Origin of the sequence: Variovorax sp. 38R, from assembly GCF_014843395.1 — a bacterium.
In the GTDB taxonomy this organism is placed as follows: Bacteria; Pseudomonadota; Gammaproteobacteria; order Burkholderiales; family Burkholderiaceae_C; genus Variovorax; species Variovorax paradoxus_H.
In genome coordinates, this window is the sequence record NZ_CP062121.1 from 890,439 (window position 1) to 913,214 (window position 22,776).

At 68.8% G+C, this 22,776-nt stretch carries 19 protein-coding genes; 15 read left to right on the plus strand and 4 right to left on the minus strand.

Annotated features, from left to right (window positions below; genetic code table 11):
• Positions 1-7 precede the first annotated feature (7 nt).
• From dalD to xylB, 6 genes are read left to right on the plus strand one after another with little or no spacing between them, the layout of a single operon-like run.
• On the plus strand, positions 8-1,387 hold the full coding sequence (gene dalD, locus IG196_RS03950) for a D-arabinitol 4-dehydrogenase (RefSeq protein WP_192196910.1): 1,380 nt from the start codon (positions 8-10) through the stop codon (positions 1,385-1,387).
• A complete protein-coding gene (locus tag IG196_RS03955; protein ID WP_192195112.1) occupies positions 1,384-2,172 on the plus strand; it encodes an L-iditol 2-dehydrogenase in 789 nt (262 codons plus the stop codon). Before dalD ends, IG196_RS03955 begins: the two co-directional genes overlap by 4 nt.
• Before the next feature lie 14 nt (positions 2,173-2,186).
• Complete coding sequence (locus IG196_RS03960) at positions 2,187-2,858, plus strand: transaldolase family protein (protein WP_192195113.1); 672 nt, start codon at positions 2,187-2,189, stop codon at positions 2,856-2,858.
• A gap of 23 nt (positions 2,859-2,881) precedes the next feature.
• A complete protein-coding gene (locus IG196_RS03965; protein WP_192195114.1) occupies positions 2,882-3,850 on the plus strand; it encodes a carbohydrate kinase family protein in 969 nt (322 codons plus the stop codon).
• Positions 3,851-3,865: 15 nt separating this feature from the next.
• Positions 3,866-4,807 (plus strand): AraC family transcriptional regulator, encoded by a 942-nt coding sequence (locus tag IG196_RS03970; protein ID WP_070059980.1) that lies wholly within the window; start codon positions 3,866-3,868, stop codon positions 4,805-4,807.
• 52 nt (positions 4,808-4,859) lie between these two features.
• Entirely contained in the window at positions 4,860-6,326 is a 1,467-nt protein-coding gene (gene xylB / locus IG196_RS03975; RefSeq protein ID WP_192195115.1) for a xylulokinase, read from the plus strand.
• Between the two features lie 69 nt (positions 6,327-6,395).
• Here the strand turns inward: xylB and groL are convergent, their stop codons facing one another.
• Positions 6,396-8,048 carry a chaperonin GroEL gene (gene groL / locus IG196_RS03980; RefSeq protein WP_099795250.1) on the minus strand — a complete coding sequence of 551 codons (1,653 nt, stop codon included), beginning with the start codon at positions 8,046-8,048 and terminating at the stop codon, positions 6,396-6,398.
• Positions 8,049-8,103: 55 nt separating this feature from the next.
• Positions 8,104-8,394: a co-chaperone GroES gene (locus IG196_RS03985; protein ID WP_056572926.1), complete on the minus strand. Its 291-nt coding sequence runs from the start codon at positions 8,392-8,394 to the stop codon at positions 8,104-8,106.
• A gap of 233 nt (positions 8,395-8,627) precedes the next feature.
• Between IG196_RS03985 and IG196_RS03990 the strand changes: the two genes are divergently transcribed.
• The 6 genes from IG196_RS03990 to IG196_RS04015 all read left to right on the plus strand — a co-directional run bounded on the left by IG196_RS03990 (position 8,628) and on the right by IG196_RS04015 (position 15,018).
• A complete protein-coding gene (locus IG196_RS03990; protein ID WP_192195116.1) occupies positions 8,628-9,179 on the plus strand; it encodes a sigma-70 family RNA polymerase sigma factor in 552 nt (183 codons plus the stop codon).
• Positions 9,176-10,168: a FecR domain-containing protein gene (locus tag IG196_RS03995; RefSeq protein ID WP_225616918.1), complete on the plus strand. Its 993-nt coding sequence runs from the start codon at positions 9,176-9,178 to the stop codon at positions 10,166-10,168. The genes IG196_RS03990 and IG196_RS03995 overlap by 4 nt, the downstream gene beginning before the upstream one ends.
• A 116-nt stretch (positions 10,169-10,284) precedes the next feature.
• On the plus strand, positions 10,285-12,864 hold the full coding sequence (locus IG196_RS04000; protein WP_225616919.1) for a TonB-dependent siderophore receptor: 2,580 nt from the start codon (positions 10,285-10,287) through the stop codon (positions 12,862-12,864).
• Positions 12,861-13,145 (plus strand): hypothetical protein, encoded by a 285-nt coding sequence (locus IG196_RS04005; RefSeq protein WP_412556366.1) that lies wholly within the window; start codon positions 12,861-12,863, stop codon positions 13,143-13,145. Before IG196_RS04000 ends, IG196_RS04005 begins: the two co-directional genes overlap by 4 nt.
• A complete protein-coding gene (locus IG196_RS04010; RefSeq protein WP_192195117.1) occupies positions 13,132-13,428 on the plus strand; it encodes a hypothetical protein in 297 nt (98 codons plus the stop codon). Before IG196_RS04005 ends, IG196_RS04010 begins: the two co-directional genes overlap by 14 nt.
• A 3-nt stretch (positions 13,429-13,431) precedes the next feature.
• Positions 13,432-15,018, plus strand: a complete 1,587-nt coding sequence (locus IG196_RS04015) for a PepSY-associated TM helix domain-containing protein (RefSeq protein ID WP_192195118.1) — start codon at positions 13,432-13,434, stop codon at positions 15,016-15,018.
• On the opposite strand, the gene IG196_RS04020 is transcribed toward IG196_RS04015, so the two are convergent.
• Together IG196_RS04020 and IG196_RS04025 are read right to left on the minus strand one after the other, a co-directional pair.
• Positions 15,015-17,183: a TonB-dependent receptor gene (locus IG196_RS04020; protein WP_225616920.1), complete on the minus strand. Its 2,169-nt coding sequence runs from the start codon at positions 17,181-17,183 to the stop codon at positions 15,015-15,017. The two genes, IG196_RS04015 and IG196_RS04020, sit on opposite strands and share 4 nt — an antisense overlap.
• Before the next feature lie 253 nt (positions 17,184-17,436).
• Positions 17,437-19,029 (minus strand): phospholipase D family protein, encoded by a 1,593-nt coding sequence (locus tag IG196_RS04025; RefSeq protein ID WP_192195119.1) that lies wholly within the window; start codon positions 19,027-19,029, stop codon positions 17,437-17,439.
• Between the two features lie 175 nt (positions 19,030-19,204).
• On the opposite strand from IG196_RS04025, the gene IG196_RS04030 reads away from it, so the two are divergent.
• The 3 genes from IG196_RS04030 to IG196_RS04040 are packed head-to-tail and all read left to right on the plus strand — an operon-like array spanning position 19,205 to position 22,742.
• Positions 19,205-21,301, plus strand: a complete 2,097-nt coding sequence (locus tag IG196_RS04030; RefSeq protein WP_192195120.1) for a TonB-dependent siderophore receptor — start codon at positions 19,205-19,207, stop codon at positions 21,299-21,301.
• A 29-nt stretch (positions 21,302-21,330) separates the two neighbouring features.
• A complete protein-coding gene (locus tag IG196_RS04035) occupies positions 21,331-22,533 on the plus strand; it encodes a PepSY-associated TM helix domain-containing protein (protein ID WP_192195121.1) in 1,203 nt (400 codons plus the stop codon).
• On the plus strand, positions 22,530-22,742 hold the full coding sequence (locus IG196_RS04040) for a hypothetical protein (protein ID WP_192195122.1): 213 nt from the start codon (positions 22,530-22,532) through the stop codon (positions 22,740-22,742). Before IG196_RS04035 ends, IG196_RS04040 begins: the two co-directional genes overlap by 4 nt.
• Positions 22,743-22,776 lie beyond the last annotated feature (34 nt).

Here is a 22,776-nt window from a genome sequence, read left to right on the forward strand (position 1 = left end):
ATTCACGGTGCTTCACCTCGGCCTCGGCTCGTTCCACCGTGCCCACCAGGCCGTCTACCTGCAGCGGCTGATCGACGAAGGCGACACCCGCTGGTCGCTGTCGGGTGCCAACATCCGGCCCGACATGGCCGAGGTCGTTGCGGCGCTGCAGGCCCAGGGCGGGCGCTACACGCTCGAGACGGTGTCGCCGGCCGGTGAGTACCGCTACGCGCAGATCGAAGCCATCCGCGAGGTGCTGCCGTACGAGCCCTCGCTGGCCGCGGTGATCGCGCGCGGCGCCGCGCCGTCCACGCGCATCGTCTCCTTCACGGTGACCGAGGCCGGCTACTACCTCGACACCAAGGGCAAGCTCGACCTGTCGTTCATCGACCTCGCGGCCGACATCGAGCGCGCGCGGCGCGGTGAGGCTGGCGAGACGATCTACGGCGCGGTCTGCGCGATCCTGCGGGCACGGTGTGCCGCGCAGGCGGGCCCCGTGACGCTCCTGAACTGCGACAACCTGCGCCACAACGGCGACCGCTTCCGCGCGGGCCTGCTCGAGTTCATCGCGCTGGTCGGCGACGCGCCGCTGCAGGCTTGGGTCGATGCCAACACCCGCTGCCCGAACGCGATGGTCGACCGCATCACGCCGCGTCCTCCATCGGAACTGCGCGCGCGCGTGCAAGCCGCCACGGGCCGCGACGACGGCGCGGCGGTCACGGGCGAGAGCTTCATCCAGTGGGTGATCGAAGACGACTTTGTCGCCGGGCGGCCCGACTGGGGGCGCGTGGGTGTCGAGCTGGTCGAATCGGTGCAGCCGTATGAAGAGGCCAAGATCCGCATCCTCAACGCCACGCACAGCTGCATCGCCTGGTCGGGCACGCTGGCGGGGCTGGGCTTCATCCACGAAGGCACGCACGACGCCGCCATCCGCCAGATGGCCTTCGACTACGTGACGGACGACGTCATCCCGTGCCTGAGCCCGAGCCCGATCGACCTCGCGGCCTACCGCGACGTGGTGCTCGACCGCTTCGGCAACCCCGCGATCCGCGACACAAACCAGCGCGTGGCGGCCGACGGCTTCTCGAAGATCCCGGGCTTCATCGCGCCGACCGTGCGCGAGCGCCTCGCGGCCGGGCAGGGCATCGACAGCGTGGCGATGCTGCCCGCGCTGTTCCTCGCGTTCCTGCAGCGCTGGCACCGGGGCGAGCTGCCCTATGCCTACCAGGACCAGAGCATGGACGACGCCGTGGCGCACGCCATCTGCGACGCGGCCGACCCGGTGGCGGCGCTGTGCGCCGATGCCGGGCTGTGGGGCAGCCTCGCGGGCGATGCCCGGCTGGTCGACGCGGTGCGCCGTGCCGGAGAGCGCGTGGCGCGCTTTGTCGAAGAGAAGGCCGCGCCATGAGCGGCCGGCTGCAGGATCGTCATGTGCTGCTGACCGGCGCCGCCGGCGGCATCGGTCTGGCCGTGGCCGAGGCCTGCATCGCCGAGGGCGCGCGCTGCAGCGTGATCGACCGCGCGACCGCCGCGCCCGACGCAGTGCGGGCTCTGCAGCAGCGCCACCCCGACAGCCTCGCTTACATCGCGGCCGACGTGACCGACACGCAGGCCATCGCGCACATGCTGGCCGCGGCACAGGTCGCCTTCGGCCCTATCCATACGCTGTTCAACAACGCCGCCGTGTTCGACCTCGCGCCGCTGCTCGACAGCGACGAAGCCTCGTTCGACCGGCTCTTCGCCGTCAACGTGAAGGGCATGTTCTTCGTGATGCAGGCCGTGCTGCGCCACATGGTCGAGGCCGGCACGCAGGGCGCGTCAGTCATCAACATGGCCTCGCAGGCCGGGCGCCGCGGCGAGGCGCTGGTGTCGCACTACTGCGCGACCAAGGCGGCCGTCATCAGCTACACGCAGAGCGCCGCGCTGGCCATGGCGCCGCACGGCATCCGCGTCAACGGCATCGCCCCCGGTGTGGTCGACACGCCGATGTGGGACCATGTCGACAGCCTGTTTGCCAAAGCCGAAGGGCTCGCGCCGGGCGAGAAGAAGCGGCGTATCGGCCTCGACGTGCCGCTCGGGCGCATGGGCGTGCCGGGCGACATTGCAGGGGCGGCGGTGTTTCTCGCCAGCGACGAGGCGCGCTACATCACGGCGCAGACCCTCAATGTCGACGGCGGCAATGTCATGAGCTGAACCCCCTCTTTCGCATGAACGACGATTTCCATCTGTACCTCGACAGCGCCGACCTGGCCGACCTGCAGGCCTGCCTGCCGCACCCGGTGGTGCATGGCGTGACGACCAACCCGACGCTGCTGCAGCGCGCCGGCGTGGGCCGTGCGGCCGTGCCGGGGCTGCTCAAGCGCTGCATCGAGCTGGGCGCGCGCCAGGTGCAGGCGCAGGTGTATTCGAGCGAGGTCGACGGCATGCTCGAAGACGCGCAGGCGTTGCTGCCGCAGTTCGACCGCGGCCAGCTCGTCATCAAGATTCCCGCCACGCGCCAGGGCCTGGATGCCGGCGCGCAGCTCATCGCGCAGGGCGTGCCCGTCACCTGGACCGCCGTGTACGCGCCCGAGCAGGCGCACTTTGCCGCGCAACTGGGCGCGGCCTACGCGGCGCCGTACCTCGGCCGGCTCGAAGACGCCGGCATCGATGGGCTCGGGCTCATCGCGCAGATGCAGTCGCTGGTTGCACGGCGCCCCGCGTCGGGCACGCGGCTGCTGGTGGCGAGCATCCGATCGCGTGCGGCGTACCTGTCGCTGCTGGGGCTCGGCGTGGGCGCCATCACCATCCCGCCGCGCCTCTTTGCCGAGCTGCTCGACCATCCCGCCACCCTGGCTGCCGAAGCGGGTTTCCTGGCCGACGCCCGGGCCTTGCCCTGACAGAAGAACAAAATAAACACACCATGCGCATTGCACTCACGGGCGAGGCCCTGATCGATTTCACCGCCGGCGAAGGGGGTTCGCTGGCGTTCCTGGGCCACGAGGGCGGCTCGCCGCTCAACACGGCCGTGGCCTGCGCGCGGCTTGGGCAGCCGACCGGTTTTCTCACGCAGCTCTCGACCGACCTGTTCGGCGAACGGCTGATGGCCTTTCTCGAACGCAACGGCGTCGACACCCGTCTCATCCTGCGCAGCGATGCGCCGTCGACGCTGGCCTTTGTCGAGCGCACGCCGCAGACCAACCGCTACGCCTTCTACACACGCGGCAGTGCCGACGCGACCTGGGCGCCCGAGCCGCTGCCGCAGCTGCCTGCGGAATGCCGCTTTCTGCACTTCGGCTCGATCTCGCTGCTGCAGGAGCCGGCGTCGTCGCGCATCACCGACCTCGTGGCGGCCCATACCGGGCGCTGCGTGATCGTGTTCGACCCCAACGTGCGGCCGAGCCTGATCCCGAACATGGCCGCCTACCGCGCCCGTGTCACCGAGTGGTTCGCCATGGCCGACCTCGTCAAGCTCAGCGACGAGGATGCTCAGCTGCTCGCCCCCGGGCGGCCCGTCGATGCGCTCGCGGCCGAGTGCCTCACGGCCGGCGCGCGCGCCGTCGTTGTCACGCGCGGCGGTGCTGGCGCCACGCTGTGGCGCACCGGCAGCGCCCCGCTCACCGTGGCCGCGCCGCGCGTCGAGGTGGTCGACACCATCGGCGCGGGCGACACCTTCACCGCCGGGCTGTCCGTGGCGCTGCTGGCCCATGGCGTGGAGCATCCGGCGCAACTGGCCGAACTCGGCGACGACGCCTGGCGCGCCGTGATGCGCTTTGCCGCCACCGCAGCGGCCCTGAACTGCACCCGCGAGGGCGCCGATCCACCGACGCTGGAAGCCGTTCACACGGCGCTTTCGCAGGAAGACAATGAGGCCGTCGCTTCCCGGCCCTGATCGATCCGTGCTGCCATGACAACGACCACCCGCAAACGCGCGATCCCTCGCCAACGCCAGCCCGAACTGGAGCGCGATTTCGCGCGCTCTCCTTCATTGGGCTACGAGGCCCCGGAAGAAACCGGCCTGGTGCGCTGCCTCGCGCACGGCTTCCCGAGTCCGCTGGTGCGTTGGCACTTCCACGAAGACTACGAGCTGCACCTGATCACCGAGACCTCGGGCAAGGCCTTCATCGGCGACTGGATCGGGCCGTTCCAGCCCGGGCATCTCGTGCTGTGCGGACCGCGCCTGCCGCACAACTGGATCTCGCTCGACGTGCCCGAAGAAGGCGCGGCCGGGCGCGACCGCGTGATCCAGTTCCGCCACGAGCCCATCGAGCGCGCGGCCGCCGAGATTCCCGAACTGCGCGACGTGATGCCGCTGCTCGACCGCGCGCGCCACGGCATCGAGTTCTTCGGTATGTCGGAACAGGCGCTCGCGCACTGGGACGCCATCAAGGCGGCGCGCGGCGTGCGGCGCCTGGGGCTGTTCTGCGAGTTCATGGCCGACCTGGCGCAGTGCACCGACTATCGGCTGCTGTCGAGCGTGCAGATGCAGGGCGTGCAGGGCAGCGACGGCGATGCGCAGGTCGACCAGATCAATGACATCGTGAACCGCATCACCAACAACATGACCGACTCGATCTCGATGTCGGACGTGGCCGCCGAGCTGGGCATGAGCGAGAGCCGCTTCAGTCGCTTCTTCCGCCGCTCGACCGGCAACAGCTTCACCGACTTCGTGAACCGCGTGCGCATCAACAGCGCCTGCCACCTGCTCATGCAGACCGATCACTACGTGACCGACATCTGCTACCAGGTGGGCTTCAACAACGTGGCGAACTTCAACCGGCGCTTCCTTGAAATCAAGGGCATGACGCCGAGCGAATTCAGGCGCCAGGCCGACACGCGCTTCGGCTGACTTCTTTCAAGGCGAACGCGCCCGCTCCGAAGGCGCCATCAGGGAGACCATCTTGTATCTGGGACTCGACCTCGGCACGTCCGAGCTCAAGGCATTGTTGCTCGCGGACGATCACCGCATCGTCGGCGTGGCACGCGCGCCGCTCACGGTCGATCGGCCGCAACCACTGTGGTCGGAACAGGCGCCCGCCCAATGGTGGCAGGCGCTCGACACGGTCATGACCGAACTGCGCACGGCGCATGCCGAGGCGCTGTCGCAGGTGCGCGCCATCGGCCTGTCGGGCCAGATGCACGGCGCCACGCTGCTCGACGCAGCGGGTGAGGTGCTGCGCCCGGCCATCCTCTGGAACGACGGCCGCAGCGGCACGCAGTGCGAGGCGCTCACGCGCGCCGTGCCGCGCCTGGGCGAGATCGCGGGCAACCTCGCGATGCCCGGCTTCACCGCGCCCAAGCTGCTGTGGGTGCGCGAGCACGAGCCCGAGGTCTTCGCCCGCGTCGCGCGCGTGCTGCTGCCGAAAGACTGGCTGCGCTTCATGCTCAGCGGCGAGGCGGTCAGCGAGATGTCCGATGCGGCCGGCACGCTCTGGCTCGACGTGGGCGCGCGCGACTGGTCCGACGAACTGCTTGCTGCCACGGGGCTCACGCGCGATCACATGCCGCGGCTGGTCGAAGGCAGCGAAGTCTCCGCGCTGCTCAAGCCTGAACTCGCGGCGCGCTGGGGCTTGCGCGATGGCGTGAAGATCGCCGGCGGCGCGGGCGACAACGCCGCCAGCGCAGTCGGCATGGGGCTCGTCGAGCCGGGGCAGGGTTTTGTCTCGCTCGGCACCTCGGGCGTGGTGTTCGTCTCGACCGACCGTTTCCTGCCGAACCCCGCGCAGGCGATGCACGCCTTCTGCCATGCGCTGCCCAAGCGCTGGCACCAGATGTCGGTGATGCTCTCGGCCGCGAGTGCGGTGAGTTGGGCGGCGAAGACCTTCAAGTTCGTCGACGAGGCGGCGTTGCTCGAAGCGGCGGCATCGGTTGCGTTGACGGATCGGGCGCGCTGCCCGCTGTTCCTGCCGTATCTGTCGGGCGAACGGTCGCCGCACAACAACCCGAATGCGCAAGGCGTGCTCTTCGGCCTCACGCATGCCCACGGCCCCGCAGAGATCGCCTATGCCGTGGTCGAGGGCGTGAGCTTTGGTCTTCGTGATGGCTTCGACACGCTGCGCTTGCCGGCCGACATGCCGCTGCGCGAAGTCGCGCTCGTGGGTGGCGGTGCGCGCAGTGTCTGGTGGGGGCAGTTGCTGGCCGACATCTTCCAGGTGGAGCTCACGCTCTACGCTGGCAGCGAGACGGGCGGTGCGCTCGGTGCGGCGCGGTTGGCGTGGCTGGCCGATGGGGGTGCGGTGGCCGACGTGTGCACGCTGCCGCCGGTGAAGCAGACGCTGGTGCCCTCAGCCGAAGGGGCCAGTGGGCACAAGACGCGGCATGCGCGTTTTCAGGTGCTCTACATGGCGCTGCGCGATCAGTTTCGATAAACGTCGCGCGCAATGAAAAAGGGCCGCTTGCGCGGCCCTTTCGTTTGGTGAGCAGAGCTCAGCCGGGCATTACATGCCCATGCCGCCCATGCCGCCCATGCCACCCATGTCAGGCATGCCGCCGCCGGCGCCCGACTCGTCCTTCGGAGCGTCAGCGATCATGGCTTCGGTCGTCAGCAGCAGCGAGGACACCGAAGCGGCGTTCTGCAGTGCAGTGCGGGTGACCTTCGTCGGGTCCAGGATGCCCAGCTCGAGCATGTCGCCGTACGTGTCGTTCGCAGCGTTGAAGCCGTAGTTGCCCTTGCCGGCCAACACAGCGTTCACCACCACCGAGGCTTCGCCGCCGGCGTTGTTCACGATTTCGCGCAGGGGGGCTTCGATGGCCTTCAGCACCAGCTTGATGCCGGCTTCCTGGTCGGCGTTGTCGCCCTTGACCGAGTCGCCCACAGCTTGCTTGGCACGCAGCAGAGCCACGCCGCCGCCAGCCACAACGCCTTCTTCCACTGCAGCGCGGGTGGCGTGCAGGGCGTCTTCGACGCGAGCCTTCTTTTCCTTCATTTCGACTTCGGTGGCAGCGCCAACCTTGATCACTGCAACGCCGCCGGCCAGCTTGGCCACGCGCTCTTGCAGCTTTTCACGGTCGTAGTCGCTGGTCGCTTCTTCGATCTGAACGCGCACTTGCTTCACGCGGGCTTCGATGTCACCCGCAGCGCCAGCGCCGTCGATGATGATCGTGTTTTCCTTGCCCACTTCGATGCGCTTGGCTTGACCCAGGTCGGCCAGCGTCACCTTTTCGAGCGTCAGGCCCACTTCTTCAGCGATGACCTTGCCGCCCGTCAGGATGGCGATGTCTTCCAGCATGGCCTTGCGGCGGTCGCCGAAGCCAGGAGCCTTGACAGCCACGACCTTCAGGATGCCGCGGATCGTGTTCACGACCAGCGTAGCCAGGGCTTCGCCTTCGACTTCTTCGGCAATGATCAGCAGCGGACGGCCAGCCTTGGCGACTTGCTCCAGCACCGGCAGCAGGTCACGGATGTTGCTGATCTTCTTGTCGAACAGCAGCACGAAGGGGTTGTCCAACAGCGCCGATTGCTTCTCGGGGTTGTTGATGAAGTAGGGCGACAGGTAGCCGCGGTCGAACTGCATGCCTTCGACGACGTCGAGTTCGCTGTCCAGCGACTTGCCGTCTTCCACGGTGATCACGCCTTCCTTGCCGACCTTGTCCATCGCGTCAGCGATGAGCTTGCCGATGGTTTCGTCGCTGTTGGCCGAGATGGAGCCGACTTGCGCGATTTCCTTGGAGGTGGTGGTGGGCTTGGAAGCCTTCTTCAGCTCGGCGACCAGGGCCGTGACAGCCTTGTCGATGCCGCGCTTCAGGTCCATCGGGTTCATGCCGGCAGCCACCAGCTTGAAACCTTCGCGAACGATGGCTTGGGCCAGGACCGTGGCGGTCGTGGTGCCGTCACCAGCGTTGTCGCTGGTCTTGGAGGCCACTTCCTTCACGAGCTGGGCGCCCATGTTCTGCAGCTTGTCCTTGAGTTCGATTTCCTTGGCCACGGACACACCGTCCTTGGTCACGGTGGGGGCGCCGAACGAACGCTCGAGCACCACGTTGCGGCCCTTGGGGCCCAGGGTCACTTTGACTGCGTTGGCCAGGATGTTGACACCCTCGACCATGCGTGCGCGGGCTTCTCCGCCGAAGACTACGTCTTTTGCTGCCATGATGAATTAACTCCGAATGGATTGAATTTGGATGAGATCGAAAGGAGGAGAAGAATTACTTCTCGACGACTGCGAACAGGTCGTCTTCCTTCATCACGAGCAGTTCGTCGCCATCGACCTTGACGGTCTGGCCGCTGTACTTGCCGAACAGGACGCGGTCGCCGACCTTGACGGTCAGTGCGGCCAGTTCGCCCTTGTCGTTGCGCTTGCCCGGGCCCACGGCCAGGACTTCACCCTGATCGGGCTTTTCGGCGGCTGCGTCGGGGATGACGATGCCAGAGGCGGTCTTGGTTTCGCTGTCAACACGCTTGACGATCACGCGATCGGCCAAAGGACGAAGTTTCATTGCATCTCCTGGAAGGGTAAGAAACGGGTTTGTTTGTGGTCGGACGCCGGAGAAACCGGCGACCTGTCGACTGGATGGGAGGGCTGTTAGCACTCGTCAGCAGCGAGTGCTAATCATAAGGGCATTCGATGACCTTTCAAGAGCGAGGGCCCGCAACGGCTGCCGCACGACCGTGCTTTCGAGGGGACACAGGGGCGCGCCGGGCTGCACTAAAATGAGAACCATTCTTATTAATGGTTTGCCCGTGCCGCCACCGCAAGTGGCAGAGGTCACCCTTGGCGTTCACCGAAGTCGCACCCTCTCAGCCCGTCGAAGTCCTGTACAGCGACCACCATGGGTGGCTGCGCGGCTGGCTGCGCAAGCGACTGGGCAATGCCTTCGACGCGGCGGACATTGCGCACGACACCTACCTGCGCATCCTGTCGTCGGGCCGGGTGCCGCCGCCGGACGAGTCGCGCCGCCACCTGACGCAGATCGCCAACGGGCTGGTGATCGACCTGTACCGGCGCCGCCAGATCGAGGCCGCGTACATGGAAGCGATCGCGCTGGGGCCCGAGGCGCTGGCGCCGTCTGAAGAAGAACGCGCACTTGCGCTCGAGGCGCTGCTCGAACTCGACACGATCCTGCAAGGCCTGCCGGCCAAGGCCCGCACTGCCTTGCTGCTGTGCCGGCTCGACGGGCTCAGCTACCGCGAGATCGCGCAGGAACTCGGCGTGAGTGTGTCCTCGGTCGAGAAATACATCGCGGCCGGCCTGCAGGCCTGCTACCAAGTGATGCACGCATGAGTTCCGTCGCCCCAACCGTCGACGCCAATCCGATCGACCCCGCCGTCGTGCAGCGCGGGGCGCAGTGGATGGCGCGCCTGTGGTCGGGCGAGGCTAGTGATCAGGACCGCGCGGCCTGCGAGCGCTGGCGCGCGCAGCACCCCGACCACGAGCGCGCCTGGTGCCGTCTGCTGGGTTTCGACGACAAGCTGCACGGCGTACCGCGCGACGTGGCGAGCCACGCATTGCGCGCCGCGCCGCCGCGCCGCGTGCAGGCCTCGCGCCGCCGCGCGCTGCAGCTGCTCGGCCTGACCGTGGCCGTCGGCGGGCTGGCCGCGGCCGTGCGCCGCACCGACGGCTGGCAGCTGGTGGCGTCCGACATCGGCACGCGCACGGGCGAGATCCGCGAGATCACGCTGCCCGACGGCACGCGGGTCGTGCTGTCCACCGCCACGGCCATCGACGTGCGCTTCGACGCGCACGAGCGCCGCATCGTGCTGCGTGCCGGCGAAATTCTGGTGACGAGCGCGCCCGACCCGGCCGCCACGCACCGCCCGCTGCGCGTGCAAAGCCGCGAGGGCACGGTCGAGGCGCTGGGCACCCGCTTCACCGTGCGCCAGGACGAGGCGTCGTCGCATGTGGCCGTGTTCGAGGGCGCGATCGAAGTGCGCCCCGCGCGCGCCACCGCCGACGCCGTGCGCGTCGACGCCGGCGAGCGCACGGTCTTCTTCGCCGACAGCGCGCAGCCGCCCGAGGCCGCGCCCGACAGCGCCGCCGCCTGGGCGCGCGGCGTGCTGGTGGCCGAGGCGATGCGCGTGGACGACTTCGTCGCCGAACTCGCGCGCTTCCGGCCCGGCCTGCTGCGCTGCGCGCCCGAGGTGGCGGCGCTGCGTGTGACCGGCGTCTTCTCGCTGCACGACACCGACCGGGCGCTGCAGAACCTGGCGTCCGCGCTGCCGGTGTCGCTGGCCTACCGCTCCCGCTACTGGGTGACGGTGCAGGCGCGGTGACGGCGCCCCTCGCGCCGTCGTTACAAATTTCTTTCGCCATGGCTTGAGGTTTTGCCGCGCTCGCCCGGGAGACAGGGGAGTGCATAGAAATCTTCCGAACTGAAAGGACTCCCGCCATGGCGACCCGTCTCCCCCAGCGCCCCGCTGCCATCCGTCACTTGCCGCTGCCACGCCCTGGCCTCGCGGCCTTCGCGACCCACCGCATCGCCGCTTCGGCGCGGGCCGCGCTGGTGATGGGCCTGGCGCTCGGCGCGGCCGGTGCCGTGGTGCTGCCCGCGCAGGCCCAGCCGGCGGCGCGCCCGGTCGCCGACGGCGCGCGCAGCTTCAACATTCCGGCCGGTCCGCTCGACCGCGCGCTGGGCGGCTTCGCCAGCGCTGCGGGCATCGAGCTGTCGGTCGACGCGAGCCTGCTGCAGGGCCGCAACACCGCGGGCCTGGCCGGCAGCTTCACCGTGGGCGACGGCTTTGCCGAGCTGCTGCGCGGCCACGGCCTGCAGGCGGTGCGCCAGCCCAACGGCAGCTACACGCTGGGCCGCTCGCCCGTTCCCGCGTCCGCGGCGTCGGGCGCGGCATCGCCGAACGCAACCGCCGGCGGCACCGTGCTGCCGGTGGTGACCGTGCAGGCCGCCGGCCCGCAGGAAACCGCCACCGGCCCGGTGCAGGGCTACGTCGCCAAGCGCAGCGCCAGCGCCACCAAGACCGACACCTCGCTGCTGGAGACGCCGCAGCTCATCAACGTGGTCACGCGCGCGCAGATGGACGACCAGGGCGCGCGCACCGTGGCGGAGGCGCTGCGCTACACGGCGGGCGTGCTGGCCGAGCCCAACGGCTTCGACGTGCGCTACGACTGGAACTACATCCGCGGCTACAACACCTTCGGCACTCAGTGGCTGGACGGCCTGCCGATGCCCGGCGATCCGTCGAGCTATGCGGTGCCGCGCATCCCGGCCTACGGGCTGGAGCGCATCGAGGTCATCAAGGGTCCGGCGTCGGTGCTCTACGGCAAGTCGATTCCCGGCGGCCTGCTCAACCAGGTGTCGAAGCGGCCGCAGGCTGAAGCCCAGCGCGAGGTGCAGGTCACGGCCACCAACTTCGGCGGTGCCCAGGTGGCGGCGGACCTCACGGGCCCGATCGACAAGGACGGCCAGTGGCTCTACCGGCTCGTGGCGCTGCGGCGCGACGCGCACACGCAGGTCGACCACGAGCGCGACACGCAGACCATGATCGCGCCGAGCTTCACGTGGCGCCCGTCGGCCGCCACGTCGCTCACGCTGCAGATGCACTACCAGAAGGACGATCCGCGGATGAGCCCGCGCTTCTATCCGGTGGTCGGCTCGCACACGCCGAGCGCGCTGTTCGGCTACATCCCGCGCAGCCTGTACCTCGGCGAGCCGTCCACCGACAGCTTCAACCGCACGTACAAGTCGATCGGCTATGCGTTCGAGCACCGCTTCAACGACACCTTCGCCGTGCGCCAGAACCTGCGCTACGGCCACGCCGAGCAGGACATGTTCCTGGTGCGCGTGCACCCGTTCAACGCCTACCGGCCCGACGGCCACACGATGAACCGCGTCTCGGCCATCTCGGACGACGACATCCGCTCGCTGTCGGTCGACACGCAGGTCGAAGCCAAGGTGCGCACCGGCCCGCTGGAGCACACGCTGCTGGCCGGCGTGGACCACCTGCGCGGAAAGCTCTCGTTCAACTTCGCCAACAGCGCCGTGGGCGTGCCGTCGCTGGACGTGCTGAACCCGGTGTACGGCCTGCCCGTGACGCGGCCGACCGCGTACACCACCTCGAACCTGCAGCAGCTGCAGCAGACCGGCCTGTACGTGCAGGACCAGATCCGCTGGGGCCGCGCCATCGCCACGCTGGGCCTGCGCCACGACCGCTCGTCCATCGACACCACGAACCGCACGCTGGCCTCGCGACCCACGGTCGCCACCGACGATTCGGCGACCACCGGCCGCGTCGGCCTCACCTACGTGTTCGACAGCGGCATCGCGCCCTACGCGAGCTACTCGACCTCGTTCCTGCCGACCTCCGGCGTGGACCGGCTCAACCGGCCGTTCCAGGCGCAGAAGGGCCGGCAGTTCGAGGTGGGCCTGAAGTACGAGCCCGTCGGCGGCTGGGGCTTCATGACGGCTTCGCTGTTCCGCAACGAACTGGAGAACGGCCTCACGCCCGACGGGCTCAACGCGCAGTACTCGGTGCAGACCGGCCGCCAGCGCCTGCGCGGGCTCGAGCTGGAAGCCAAGGCTGAACTCACGTCGCGCCTGAGCCTCATCGCCGCCTACTCGTACACCGACTCGGAAGTGCGCAGCAGCAACGACCGCGTCGCGTTGGGCCAGGACATGCTGCGCACGCCGCGGCACCAGGCCTCGGCCTGGATGGACTACCGCTTCGAGAGCGTGCCCGGCCTGCAGGCGGGCATCGGCGCGCGCTACATGTCGGCCTACGACACGGCGCCCACCTACGACCCGGCGCTGCGCATTCCCTCGCTGTTCCTCTGGGACCTCGGCGCCTCGTATGACCTGGGCATGCTGAGCGAGACCCTGAAAGGCGCGCGGCTGCGACTGACTTTGGCCAACGTGTCCGACAAGCGTTACGTCTCGCACTGCCTGATGAGCAACGGCTCGCCCTGCAACTACGGCGCGCGCCGCACCGCCACCGCCACGCTGTCGTACGCCTGGTGATGGTGTTGCTCTTGTCGAGCCTGGGCACCGCGCTCGGCGCGCTGTGCGTGTACCGTGCTGCGCCGCGGCAGCGTCTGGGGGGCCCGCTGCGGCGCCCCGCGTGGCTGCGCGGCGCCGGCTGTGCGCTGATGCTGGCGGGTGTCGCGGGCCTGTGCCGCGCGCTGCATCCGGCGGCCGGCTTCTTCACCGCGCTTACGCTCGTCATGTGCGTGTGGATCGCGCTGCCCTACCTCACGGCCGGGCGGCCCGCACCGTCGGAGGACGTCGATGGCGCGCAGTGAGCCCCGCACCCGCACCACGTGGCTGTCGCTGAGCCTGGCCGGCACGCTGCTGGGCTTCGGCCTGGCGATCGCGCTGTCGGGCCTGTTCGCCTGGCTCGGGCCCGGCGGCCTGGCGCCGCTCAACAAGTACCAGTTCAACATGTGGATCGTGCCGCCGCTGTGGCTCGCCGCCTGCGCGGCCGTGTTCATGGCGCGCTCGGCGTGGCGCGCCTGGGCCTGGCTGGGCGCGGCCAACCTGCTGGCCTATGCGGCCTTGTTTGCCGTGCGGCAAGGGCAGGGCTGAGCGATGCGCGCAGACACCCTTCGCACCTACAAGACGCTCCACACCTGGACCGGCATCGTCGCCGGGCTGGCGCTCTTCATCGCCTTCTATGCCGGCGCGCTCACGATGTTCAAGGCGCCGCTCGCGCGCTGGGCCACGCCGCCTGTGGCGGGCGTCGCCTCATCGCCCGCGCAGGCCGACGCGCTCATCGCACAGGCGATGACCGCGCGGCCCGATGCGCGCGCCGACTTCACGCTGTACCTAGGTGATGCCGCCATTGCGCCGCACATCGTCTGGAAGCCGCGCGGCCAGGCCACCGAGTGGAAGGCCACGCTCGCCGCCGACGGCACGCTGCAGGTCGCGCCGGCCGATCCCTCGGGGCTCGGCGTCTTCATCGACGTCATCCATCGCACGGCGGGCCTGCCGGTCGACCTGGAGACCGGCACGCTGGTGATGGCGCTCGTCAGCGCGCTCTACGCGCTGGCCATCGTCTCAGGCGTGATCGTGCTGCTGCCCACGCTGGTGAAAGACTTCTTCGCGCTGCGCATCGGGCGCAACCTCAAGCGCATGTGGCTCGACGCGCACAACGTCGTGGGCATCGTCAGCCTGCCGTTCCACCTCGTCATGGCGCTGAGCGCGATGGTGTTCGGCTTGCACGACCTGGTCTACGACGCGCAGAAGGCCGTGGTCTACGGCGAGCCGCGCTTCGAGCGCATCTGGAAGGAGAGCGGCCCGTTCTCGGCCGTGCGGCCCGACCCCGCGCCCGCCGCGTTGCTGCCGCTGCAGGCGCTCGATGCCCGCGTGCGCGAACAGGTGCCCGGCTTCGCGCCGCACACGCTGCGCTTTCGCGGCGCGGGCACGACCGGCGCCGCAGCCTGGATCACCGGCGACATGCCCTGCTGCATGGTGCGCACGGCGCAGGGTTCGCCCGTGCTGGTGAGTGCGGTCGACGGGCGGCTGCTGCACACCGAATACCTGGCCGGCCGGCAGTCGGGCTGGATGGCATCGGTGTCGGCCTTCTTCGCGCTGCACTTCGGCACTTACGGTGGCGAGACCGTGCGCTGGGGCTACTTCTTCCTCGGTCTGGCGGGGGCGTTCCTTTTCTACTCGGGCAACCTGTTGTGGATCGAGTCGCGCCGCAAGGCCGCACGCGGCGGCAATGGGCCGGTGGTGCAGCGGCGCGCGACAGAGCGCATGGCGGCGGGCACGGTCGGTGTGGCGCTGGGGTGCGTGGCGGGCCTGTCGGCGACGGTGGCTGCAGAGAAGTGGCTGCCCGGTGCAGCGGCCGGATGGCGCGAAGGTGTCTACGCGGCGGTGTTCCTCGGCAGCGTCGCCTGGGCCTTCGCGCGCGGCGCCGGACGTGGCGCGGTCGAGCTGCTCTGGTTCAGCGTGGCGGCCACGCTTGCGATTCCGGTCAGCGGTCTGCTGGGCTGGGCCTGGCCCGCGTCGGGCCTGTGGCTGCGTGCGGATTCGCTCGGGGTCGAAGCGGTCGCACTCGCGGGCGCGGCGGCCTTCGCCTGCATGGCACGGCGCACCGCACGCCGCGTGGCGCAGGGGCCGGCCGACAGCGTGTGGGCACGGCCGCCCGAGGGCACGCCTTTGGGTCTTTAGAACTTCGCGCGCAGCGTCAGCTGCACCTCGCGCCCCGGTCCCGGCAGGATCAGGTTGTCCACGCTGCCGTGGGCCGAGACGTAGTACTTGCGGTTCGCGATGTTCTTCAGGTTCAGCGCGATCTCGTAGCGCTCGGTCTTGTAGTTGGCCGCGAGGTCGGCGGTCAGGTACGAGGGCAGCGTGACGAGGTTGCTCAGCGAGGCATAGCGCGCGCTGACGTAGTTCAGGCCGCCGCCGGCGCTGAAACCGTGGCCGAGGTCCTTCATGGCCCACACGAAGGCCGAGTGGCGCGGCGTGAGCGCGGCGGTCTTGCCCTGCACCGGGATCGCGGCGCCCACGGGCAGCTGCAGCGAGCTCACGGTGGCGAGCGACTTGGTCATCTTCGCGTCGAGGTACGCATAGCCCGCGCTCACGTCCCAGCGGCCCGGCAGGCGGCCGTTGAGTGCGAGCTCCAGGCCGTTGGTGCGCTGCGTGCCGACGTTGATCTGGCGGCGTGGGTTGTTCGGGTCGGTGTTCTTGATGCCCGAGCGTTCCAGGTTGAACAGCGCGGTCGTGAGGTTCAGGCCGCCGTCGAGCAGGTCGAACTTGGCACCGATTTCCTTGTTGACGGTGATCTCGGGTGCGTTGTCGATGTTGCCGGTCGACAGCGCAAAGTTCTCGCCCGAAGGCTGGAACGAGCGGCTGTACGACACGTAGTACGACTGCACCGCATCAGGCTGCCACACCACGCCGGCGCGCGGGCTGAACTTGCGGTCGGTGCGCGCCAGCGGCGCGAGCTTGCGCTCGAAGCTGGTGTCCTGCTTGAACACGTCGTAGCGTCCGCCGATCAGCGCCTTCCAGTGCGGCGCCAGCGTGATCTGGTCCTGGAAGTACACGGCCGCGGTCTTGAACTCGCTGTTGCTCGGGATCGCGCCGTCGGCCAGGTAGGTCGCGAGCGGAATGGGCTGCGGGTCGGCCACCGGGTTGAACAGGCTCACGCGCTCGTAGCCCGTGGCCGACGACACGCTGAACAGGCGCTTGCGCTGTACACCGAACTCGGCGCCCACCAGCCACTCCTGCTTGAAGCCACCGATGTCGTTGCGCCAGGTCAGGTCGGTCTGGTTGAACCAGCCGCTCTCGTCGCGGTCGACGATGCCGCGCGTGCGGCCCACCGTCAGGCGCACCGGGTCGGTGGTGCCGCTGGGCAGTGTGTTGTTGCGGTCCAGGTGGTAGCTCGAGTAGCGCGTGGTGTTGCGCAGGCTCAGCGCGTCGCTGAAGCGGTGGTTCAGCGTGGCGGTGAAGGTCTGCACCTTGCTGGTCACGGTGTCGTCGCGCTTGCCGTGCGCGGAGCCGTAGTAGGCGCCGATGGGCACGTCGACCGGGCGGCCGTTGAGCGCCGGAATACCGAAGTCGGTGAGGCGCTGGTCGCGCAGGTTGGTGTACTGCAGCAGCAGGTCGGTCTGCGGGCTGAACTTGATCGCCAGCGAGGGCGCGATGTTGTAGCGGTCGGTGAACTGCTGGTCGCGGTAGCTGTCCGACTTCTCGCCCGCCACGTTCAGTCGGAAGGCCATGTTCTCGCCGATGGGCGTGTTCAGGTCGATCGTGCTGCGTGTGTAGTGGTTGCTGCCCAGGCCCAGCGAGACCTCGCCGAAGCGGCGCTCGAACACGGGCTTCTTGGTCACGCGGTTGATCAGGCCGCCCGAGGAGCCGCGGCCGTAGAGCACGGCGGCAGGGCCCTTGAGCACCTCGATGCGCTCGGTGTCCGAGAGGTCGCGGAAGTACAGCGCGTCATCGCGCACGCCATCGACGAACCAGTCGGAGATGCCGCTGAAGCCGCGGATCACGACCTGGTCGCGCTGGCCGTCGCCGTGGTTGAAGCTCACGCCCGGCACGTTGCGCAGGGCGTCCTGCATCGACACGGCGCCCTGGTCGCGCAGCAGCTGCTCGGGCAGCACGTTGACGGCCTGCGGCACGTCGCGCAGCGGCGCGCTGCCCTTGGTGGCGGTGCTGGCGGCGGCGGGGGCGTAACCCTTGTCGTCCTCGGCGCTGACGGTCACTTCCTTCAGGGTCGAGGCGGTGGTCTGCGCCAGTGCGGTGCCGCTCAGCGACGCGAGGGCGGCGCCGGCCAGCAGGGAAAGACGCCACAGCGGGCGCGACGTGGGGGCGGTACGGAAAGAGGGCTTCATGTTGTCCAGTTTTTTTGAAGGGCGTTAAGCGCACGGCGGCCGCGCACGCGCACGGCACGGCCTTCGTCGGCGGGACGAAGGGCGATGTCGTGCCTTGCCTTGAAAAAATCTGGGTGAGGCGAGGGCCGCTCGGGCGGAAGCTCCGCTGGCGGCACCCGTGGTGACGGCCGCTGGGCGCGGCGGGCTGGATTTTAGAGAGCCGGCTGCGACGCGCCCGCCCTCTGTGGCGGCGATGCGACGCGCAGCCGCCCGCTCACAACTGGTCGGTCGGCACGAACCACGAGAACAGCAGCAGCTGCAGTCGCGTGAGCATGCTGGAGTCGGGCTCGCTGTCGAGCACCTCGTTGTGCACGTCGCCGGTGCCGATCCACTGCACGTTCTGGCCGTCGGGCTTGAGCACGACGCGGTACACGCCTTCCATGTCGTCCAGCTGGTAGGCAAAGAGCAGCGCCTGCGTGAGCTCGAAGCTGCGCACGCGCACGCCGAACTCGGTGTTGAGCAGGGCCGAGCGCGGGTCGAGGTTCATCGAGCCGAGCAGCACCCACTGGCGATCGACCAGCGCCAGCTTGGCATGCAGGCGCCCGCGCGCCTTCTTGAGCAGGCTGCGGAACTGGCCGCTGCGCTTGAGCTGCTGCGTGCTCACCTCGTACAGGTTCACGCCCAGCTTGAGCATGTCGACGCGGTAGCGGTTGTAGTTGATGTTGACCAGCGGCTCGTCGCTGTCGGCCAGCGAGTTGGTGACCACGGTGATGCTCAGGCCGTGGTCGCGGCCCATGCGGATGCGCTCCATGCCCTCGTCACCGGGAATGAAGTAGGGCGAGATCACCACCACGTTCGACTTCGCGGCGCCCAGCATTTCGTGGAAGCGCTGCGCCAGCGATTCCTGCGGCTGGGCCATCTTGCCGAGGGCCTTGTTGGGGCTGTCGGCGGTGGCGGCGGCCTCGGCGCGGATCCAGCGCGTCTCGCCGATGTTCGCGAGCTGCGCGCCCAGCGGCAGGTCGCCCAGCAGGTCGGTGGCGGCCAGCGGGTCAGGCAGCGGCGCGAAGGCCGGCGAGGTCGCGGTGTCGAAGGCGGCCTTGAGTTCGTCGGGCGTGAGCGTGGTGCCGGCCATGCGCTGCAGCGGGTAGACCACGTCGCTGTTCCAGTAGGTGTCGAAGATCCCGGCCGACTGCGCCACCACGGGGCCGGCCAGCAACAGCTCGAAGTCGATGAAGTTGGCGCTCTCGCTGCGCAGGAAGTACTCGTCCGCGAGGTTGCGTCCGCCCGCGATGGCCATCGCGCCGTCGGCGATGAAGAGCTTGTTGTGCATGCGGTGGTTGAGCCGCCGGAAATCGCCGAAGAACTCCAGCCAGCGCATCGACGAATGGTCGCGCGCATTCACGAAGGGGTTGAACAGCCGCACCTGCGCGTTCGGCTCGGCGGCCAGTCCGAGCAGCAGGCGGTCCATGCCCGCGGTATAGAAGTCGTCGAGCAGCAGGCGCACGCGCACGCCGCGCCGGGCGGCGTCGCGCAGTTCGCGCAGCAGCAGGCGGCCGGTTTTGTCGTTGCCGAGCTGGTAGGTCTGCACGTCGAGCGAAGACTGGGCGCGCCGAATGAGCTCCAGCCGCGCGTCGAGCGCGAACGAGGCCTCGATGAGCGGTCGCATGCTCGAGAGCCCGTCGGGCGGTGAATCGAGACTGGCGGCGGCGCGGCCGAGCAGGGTGGCGGACGAGGCGGGAATCGCCACTGCCGGTGGTGCATCGGGCAGGCGTGGCGGCAGGCCGGCGCAGCCGGTCAGCACCAGCACGACCAGCACCAGCGCCGGGCCGCGCAGCGCAGGAAACAACAAGGCGAGGAGCTTGAGCATGGGGCCTGTCAGCGCACGCAAACGGCGTGCGGGCGGGATCGTAGCCCGGCTGGCGCGGCCGATCGCGGCACTTTTGCAACACCTCGCGCCCTGCTGCTGGAAAACCCGTGGACCGCGACTTTCTTGACAATAGAATGCGAATTGTTATCAATAGTGTTCACTGAGCGATAAAAACATGGCAAGAATCTTGGCGCGGCGCAAGGCCGCTTCGGTGCTGGTGGGCTGTCTGGCGATCTACGCGCAGCAGCACGTTCTGGCGCAAACGAGCGGCACGGGGTCGCTCCCCGAAGTGCGCGTCGATGCGAACGCCGAAGCCGAAACCGCCACATCGCCTGTGATCGGTTACCGCGCGAAGAACGCCGTCACCGCCACCAAGACTGACACGCCGCTGTCGGAGACGCCGCAGTCCGTCACCGTGATCACGCGCGACCAGATGGTCGACCAGGGCGCCAACAACCTGCAGGACGCGCTCAACTACGCGGCGGGCGTGCGCTCCGACGCCTACGGTGTCGATTCGCGGACCGACTCGATCCGCGTGCGCGGCGCCTACCCCGACATCTACCTTGATGGCCTGCGCCAGGCCTACGGCTACTACACCAGCACGACGCGCACCGAGCCCTACACGCTGGAGCGCCTCGAAGTGCTGCGCGGCCCCTCGGGCATGCTGTTCGGCGCGGGCACCGCAGCGGGCGTGGTCAACATGGTCAGCAAGCGACCGCTGCAGGAGGCCCAGCGCGAGGTGGGCGTGCAGTTCGGCAGCTTCGGCCGCAAGCAGCTGCATGCCGACCTCACCGGTCCGCTGAACGCCGACGGTTCGCTGTCGTACCGGTTGATCGCGCTGCAGCGCAAGTCGGATTCGCAGGTCGACTTCGTGCCCGACGATCGCAGCGTGATCGCGCCGTCGCTCACCTGGCGACCCAACGCGGCGACCTCGCTGACGCTGCAAGGCCTGTGGCAAAAAGACAAGAGCGGCAGCAGCTCGCAGTTCCTGCCGTGGGAAGGCACCTTGCTGCCGGCGCCGTTCGGCCGCGTGCCGGCCAGCCGCTTCATCGGCGAGCCCAGCGACTACTACAACAGCGAGCGCCAGACCTTCGGCTGGCAGTTCGAGCACAAGTTCAACGACAACTGGACCGTGCGCCAGAACTTCCGCTACGCGAAGAACGAAAACGACAACCGCTACCACTACGGCGGCGCGTTCAGCGGCTTCGACAGCTGGTCGACCGACCCGATCTTCAAGCGCGTGCTGGGCCGTTACTACGACAGCCAGCTGACCCGCAACCGCACGCAGACGCTGGACAACCACGTCGAAGGTCACTTCCAGACCGGCGCGCTCAAGCACACGTTGTTGATCGGTGCAGACTACGCGCGCCAGCGCGAGAACGTCTGGGGCGGCACCACGGCCGACACCATCGACATCTATGCGCCGGTGTACGGGCACCTCGACGAGCCCGAGCGCGTGGCGCGTCCGCGCACCCGCCAGCGCCAGACCGGCCTGTACCTGCAGGACCAGATCAAGCTCGACAACTGGATCTTCGTGGCCGGCCTGCGCCGTGACCGCGCTGTGTCCAGCGCCGTCGGCAGCGACGAGCAAAAGAGCAGCGCCACCACCAAGCGCCTGGGCGTGATGTACGCCCATCCGTCGGGCTGGTCGCCGTACCTGAGCTACAGCGAGTCGTTCACGCCGCAGTCGCCGCGCGAAGGCCGCATCTTCTCGCCGCTGCGCGGGGAGCAGTGGGAAGCGGGCGTGAAGTACGAGCCCAAGGACCGCGCCCTGGCCTTCAGCGCCGCGGTGTACGACCTGCGCGAGAAGAACCAGATCGTCGAAGAGCAGCCGAAGGTGTTCTCGCAGCGCGGCCTGACCAAGACCAAGGGCGTGGAGCTGGAAGCCAAGGGCTCGGTGGGCGCCAACCTCGACCTGATCGCTCACTACAACTACACCGACGCCGACGCGCAGATCGAAGGCCTGCCCAAGCACCAGGCCAGCTTCTGGGCGAAGTACAAGTTCTCGGTGGCCGGCATGAGCGGCTTCTCGGCCGGCGCCGGCGTGCGCGTGATGAGCTCGTTCCGCGACACCCAGTTCGGCACCGGCCCGCGCATTCCGGGCGTTGCATTGGCCGACCTGGTGTTTGCTTACGATACGGCCCAGTGGCGCTATGCGCTCAACATCAACAACGTGACGGACAAGGTGTACTTCAGCACCTGCCTCTCGCGCGGTGACTGCTGGTACGGTGCACGACGCAACATCGTGGCGAGCGCCACGTACCGCTTCTAGCCTTTTTCCACCCAACGACGCACGACGACATGGACAGCCGAAAGATCAAGACCTGGGCCTGGGTCCACAAGTGGAGCAGCCTCGTCTGCACGGTGTTCATGCTGCTGCTGTGCATCACCGGCCTGCCGCTGATCTTCCACCACGAGATCGGCCACCTGCTGGGCACCGAGGTCGATGCACCGAAGATGCCGGCCAACACGCCGCGCATCAGCCTGGACAAGGTGGTCGAGATCGGCCGCGCCAAGCACCCCGACCGCGTGGTGCAGTTCGTCTCACAGCCTGAGGACGACGACGGCCTGTGGTTCGTCACGCTCACGCCCACGCCCGAACCCACCGAAGACTTCAAGTCGGTGGCGGTCGATGCGCGCACCGGCGTCGTGCTGGCGCAGCCGGAGTTCAGCCAGGGCTTCATGTACATCATGTTCAAGCTGCACGTCGACCTGTTCGCCGGGCTGCCGGGCAAGCTGTTCCTGGGCTTCATGGGCCTGCTGCTGCTGGTGGCCATCGTTTCGGGCGTGGTGCTGTATTCGCCGTTCATGCGCAAGCTCGACTTCGGCACCGTGCGGCGCGAGAAGCGCCCGCGCCTGAAGTGGCTCGACCTGCACAACCTGCTGGGCATCGTCACGCTGGTGTGGCTGTTCGTGGTGGGCTCCACCGGCATGATCAACACGTGGGCCGACCTGATCATCAAGTACTGGCAGTACGACCAGCTGAGCACGCTGCTCGCGCCCTACAAGAACGAGCCCGTGGTGCCGGTGGCCGAGCGCGGCTCGCTGCAGCGCTCGATGGAAGGCGCCATGCAGAAGGCGCCGGACATGAAGCTGTCGTTCATCGCGTTCCCGGGCACCTCGTTCTCGAGCCCGCACCACACGACCTTTTTCCTGCGCGGCAACGAGCCCTTCACCTCGAAGCTGCTGCAGCCGGTGCTGGTCGATGCCAAGACGGCACAGGTCACGGCGGCGCCGAAGATGCCGTGGTACCTCACGGGCCTTTTGGTGTCGCAGCCGCTGCACTTCGGCGACTACGGCGGCATGCCGATGCAGATCCTGTGGGCGCTGCTCGACATCGCGACCATCATCGTGCTGGGCAGCGGGCTGTACCTGTGGCTCAAGCGCGGCAACACCGTGCCGGCCCGCGCGGCCACCACGGCGGCGCCGGCCACGGAGCGCGCGCCGCCCTCGGCCTCGGGCCCGCAGCCCGACCCGGCACCGGCCATGAAGGTGCAGGCATGACGACGCACCACAAGGCACCGCACCAGTCCTTCTGGCGCATGTGGGGTTGGCCGATCGTGCTGGGCGTGCTGATCACCATCGGCCTCATCACCGCGCTGTTCAGCGACGGCGGCTTCGGCGACATGGTGGCCTGGGTGGGCCTGGGCATTCCGGTGCTGGTGTGCGCCTGGTACGGCTGGCGCCGGTCGCCGCGCACGGGTTCGCGCTAGGCGGAAGGGGCAGGGCACCGACGCAGAATCGGTG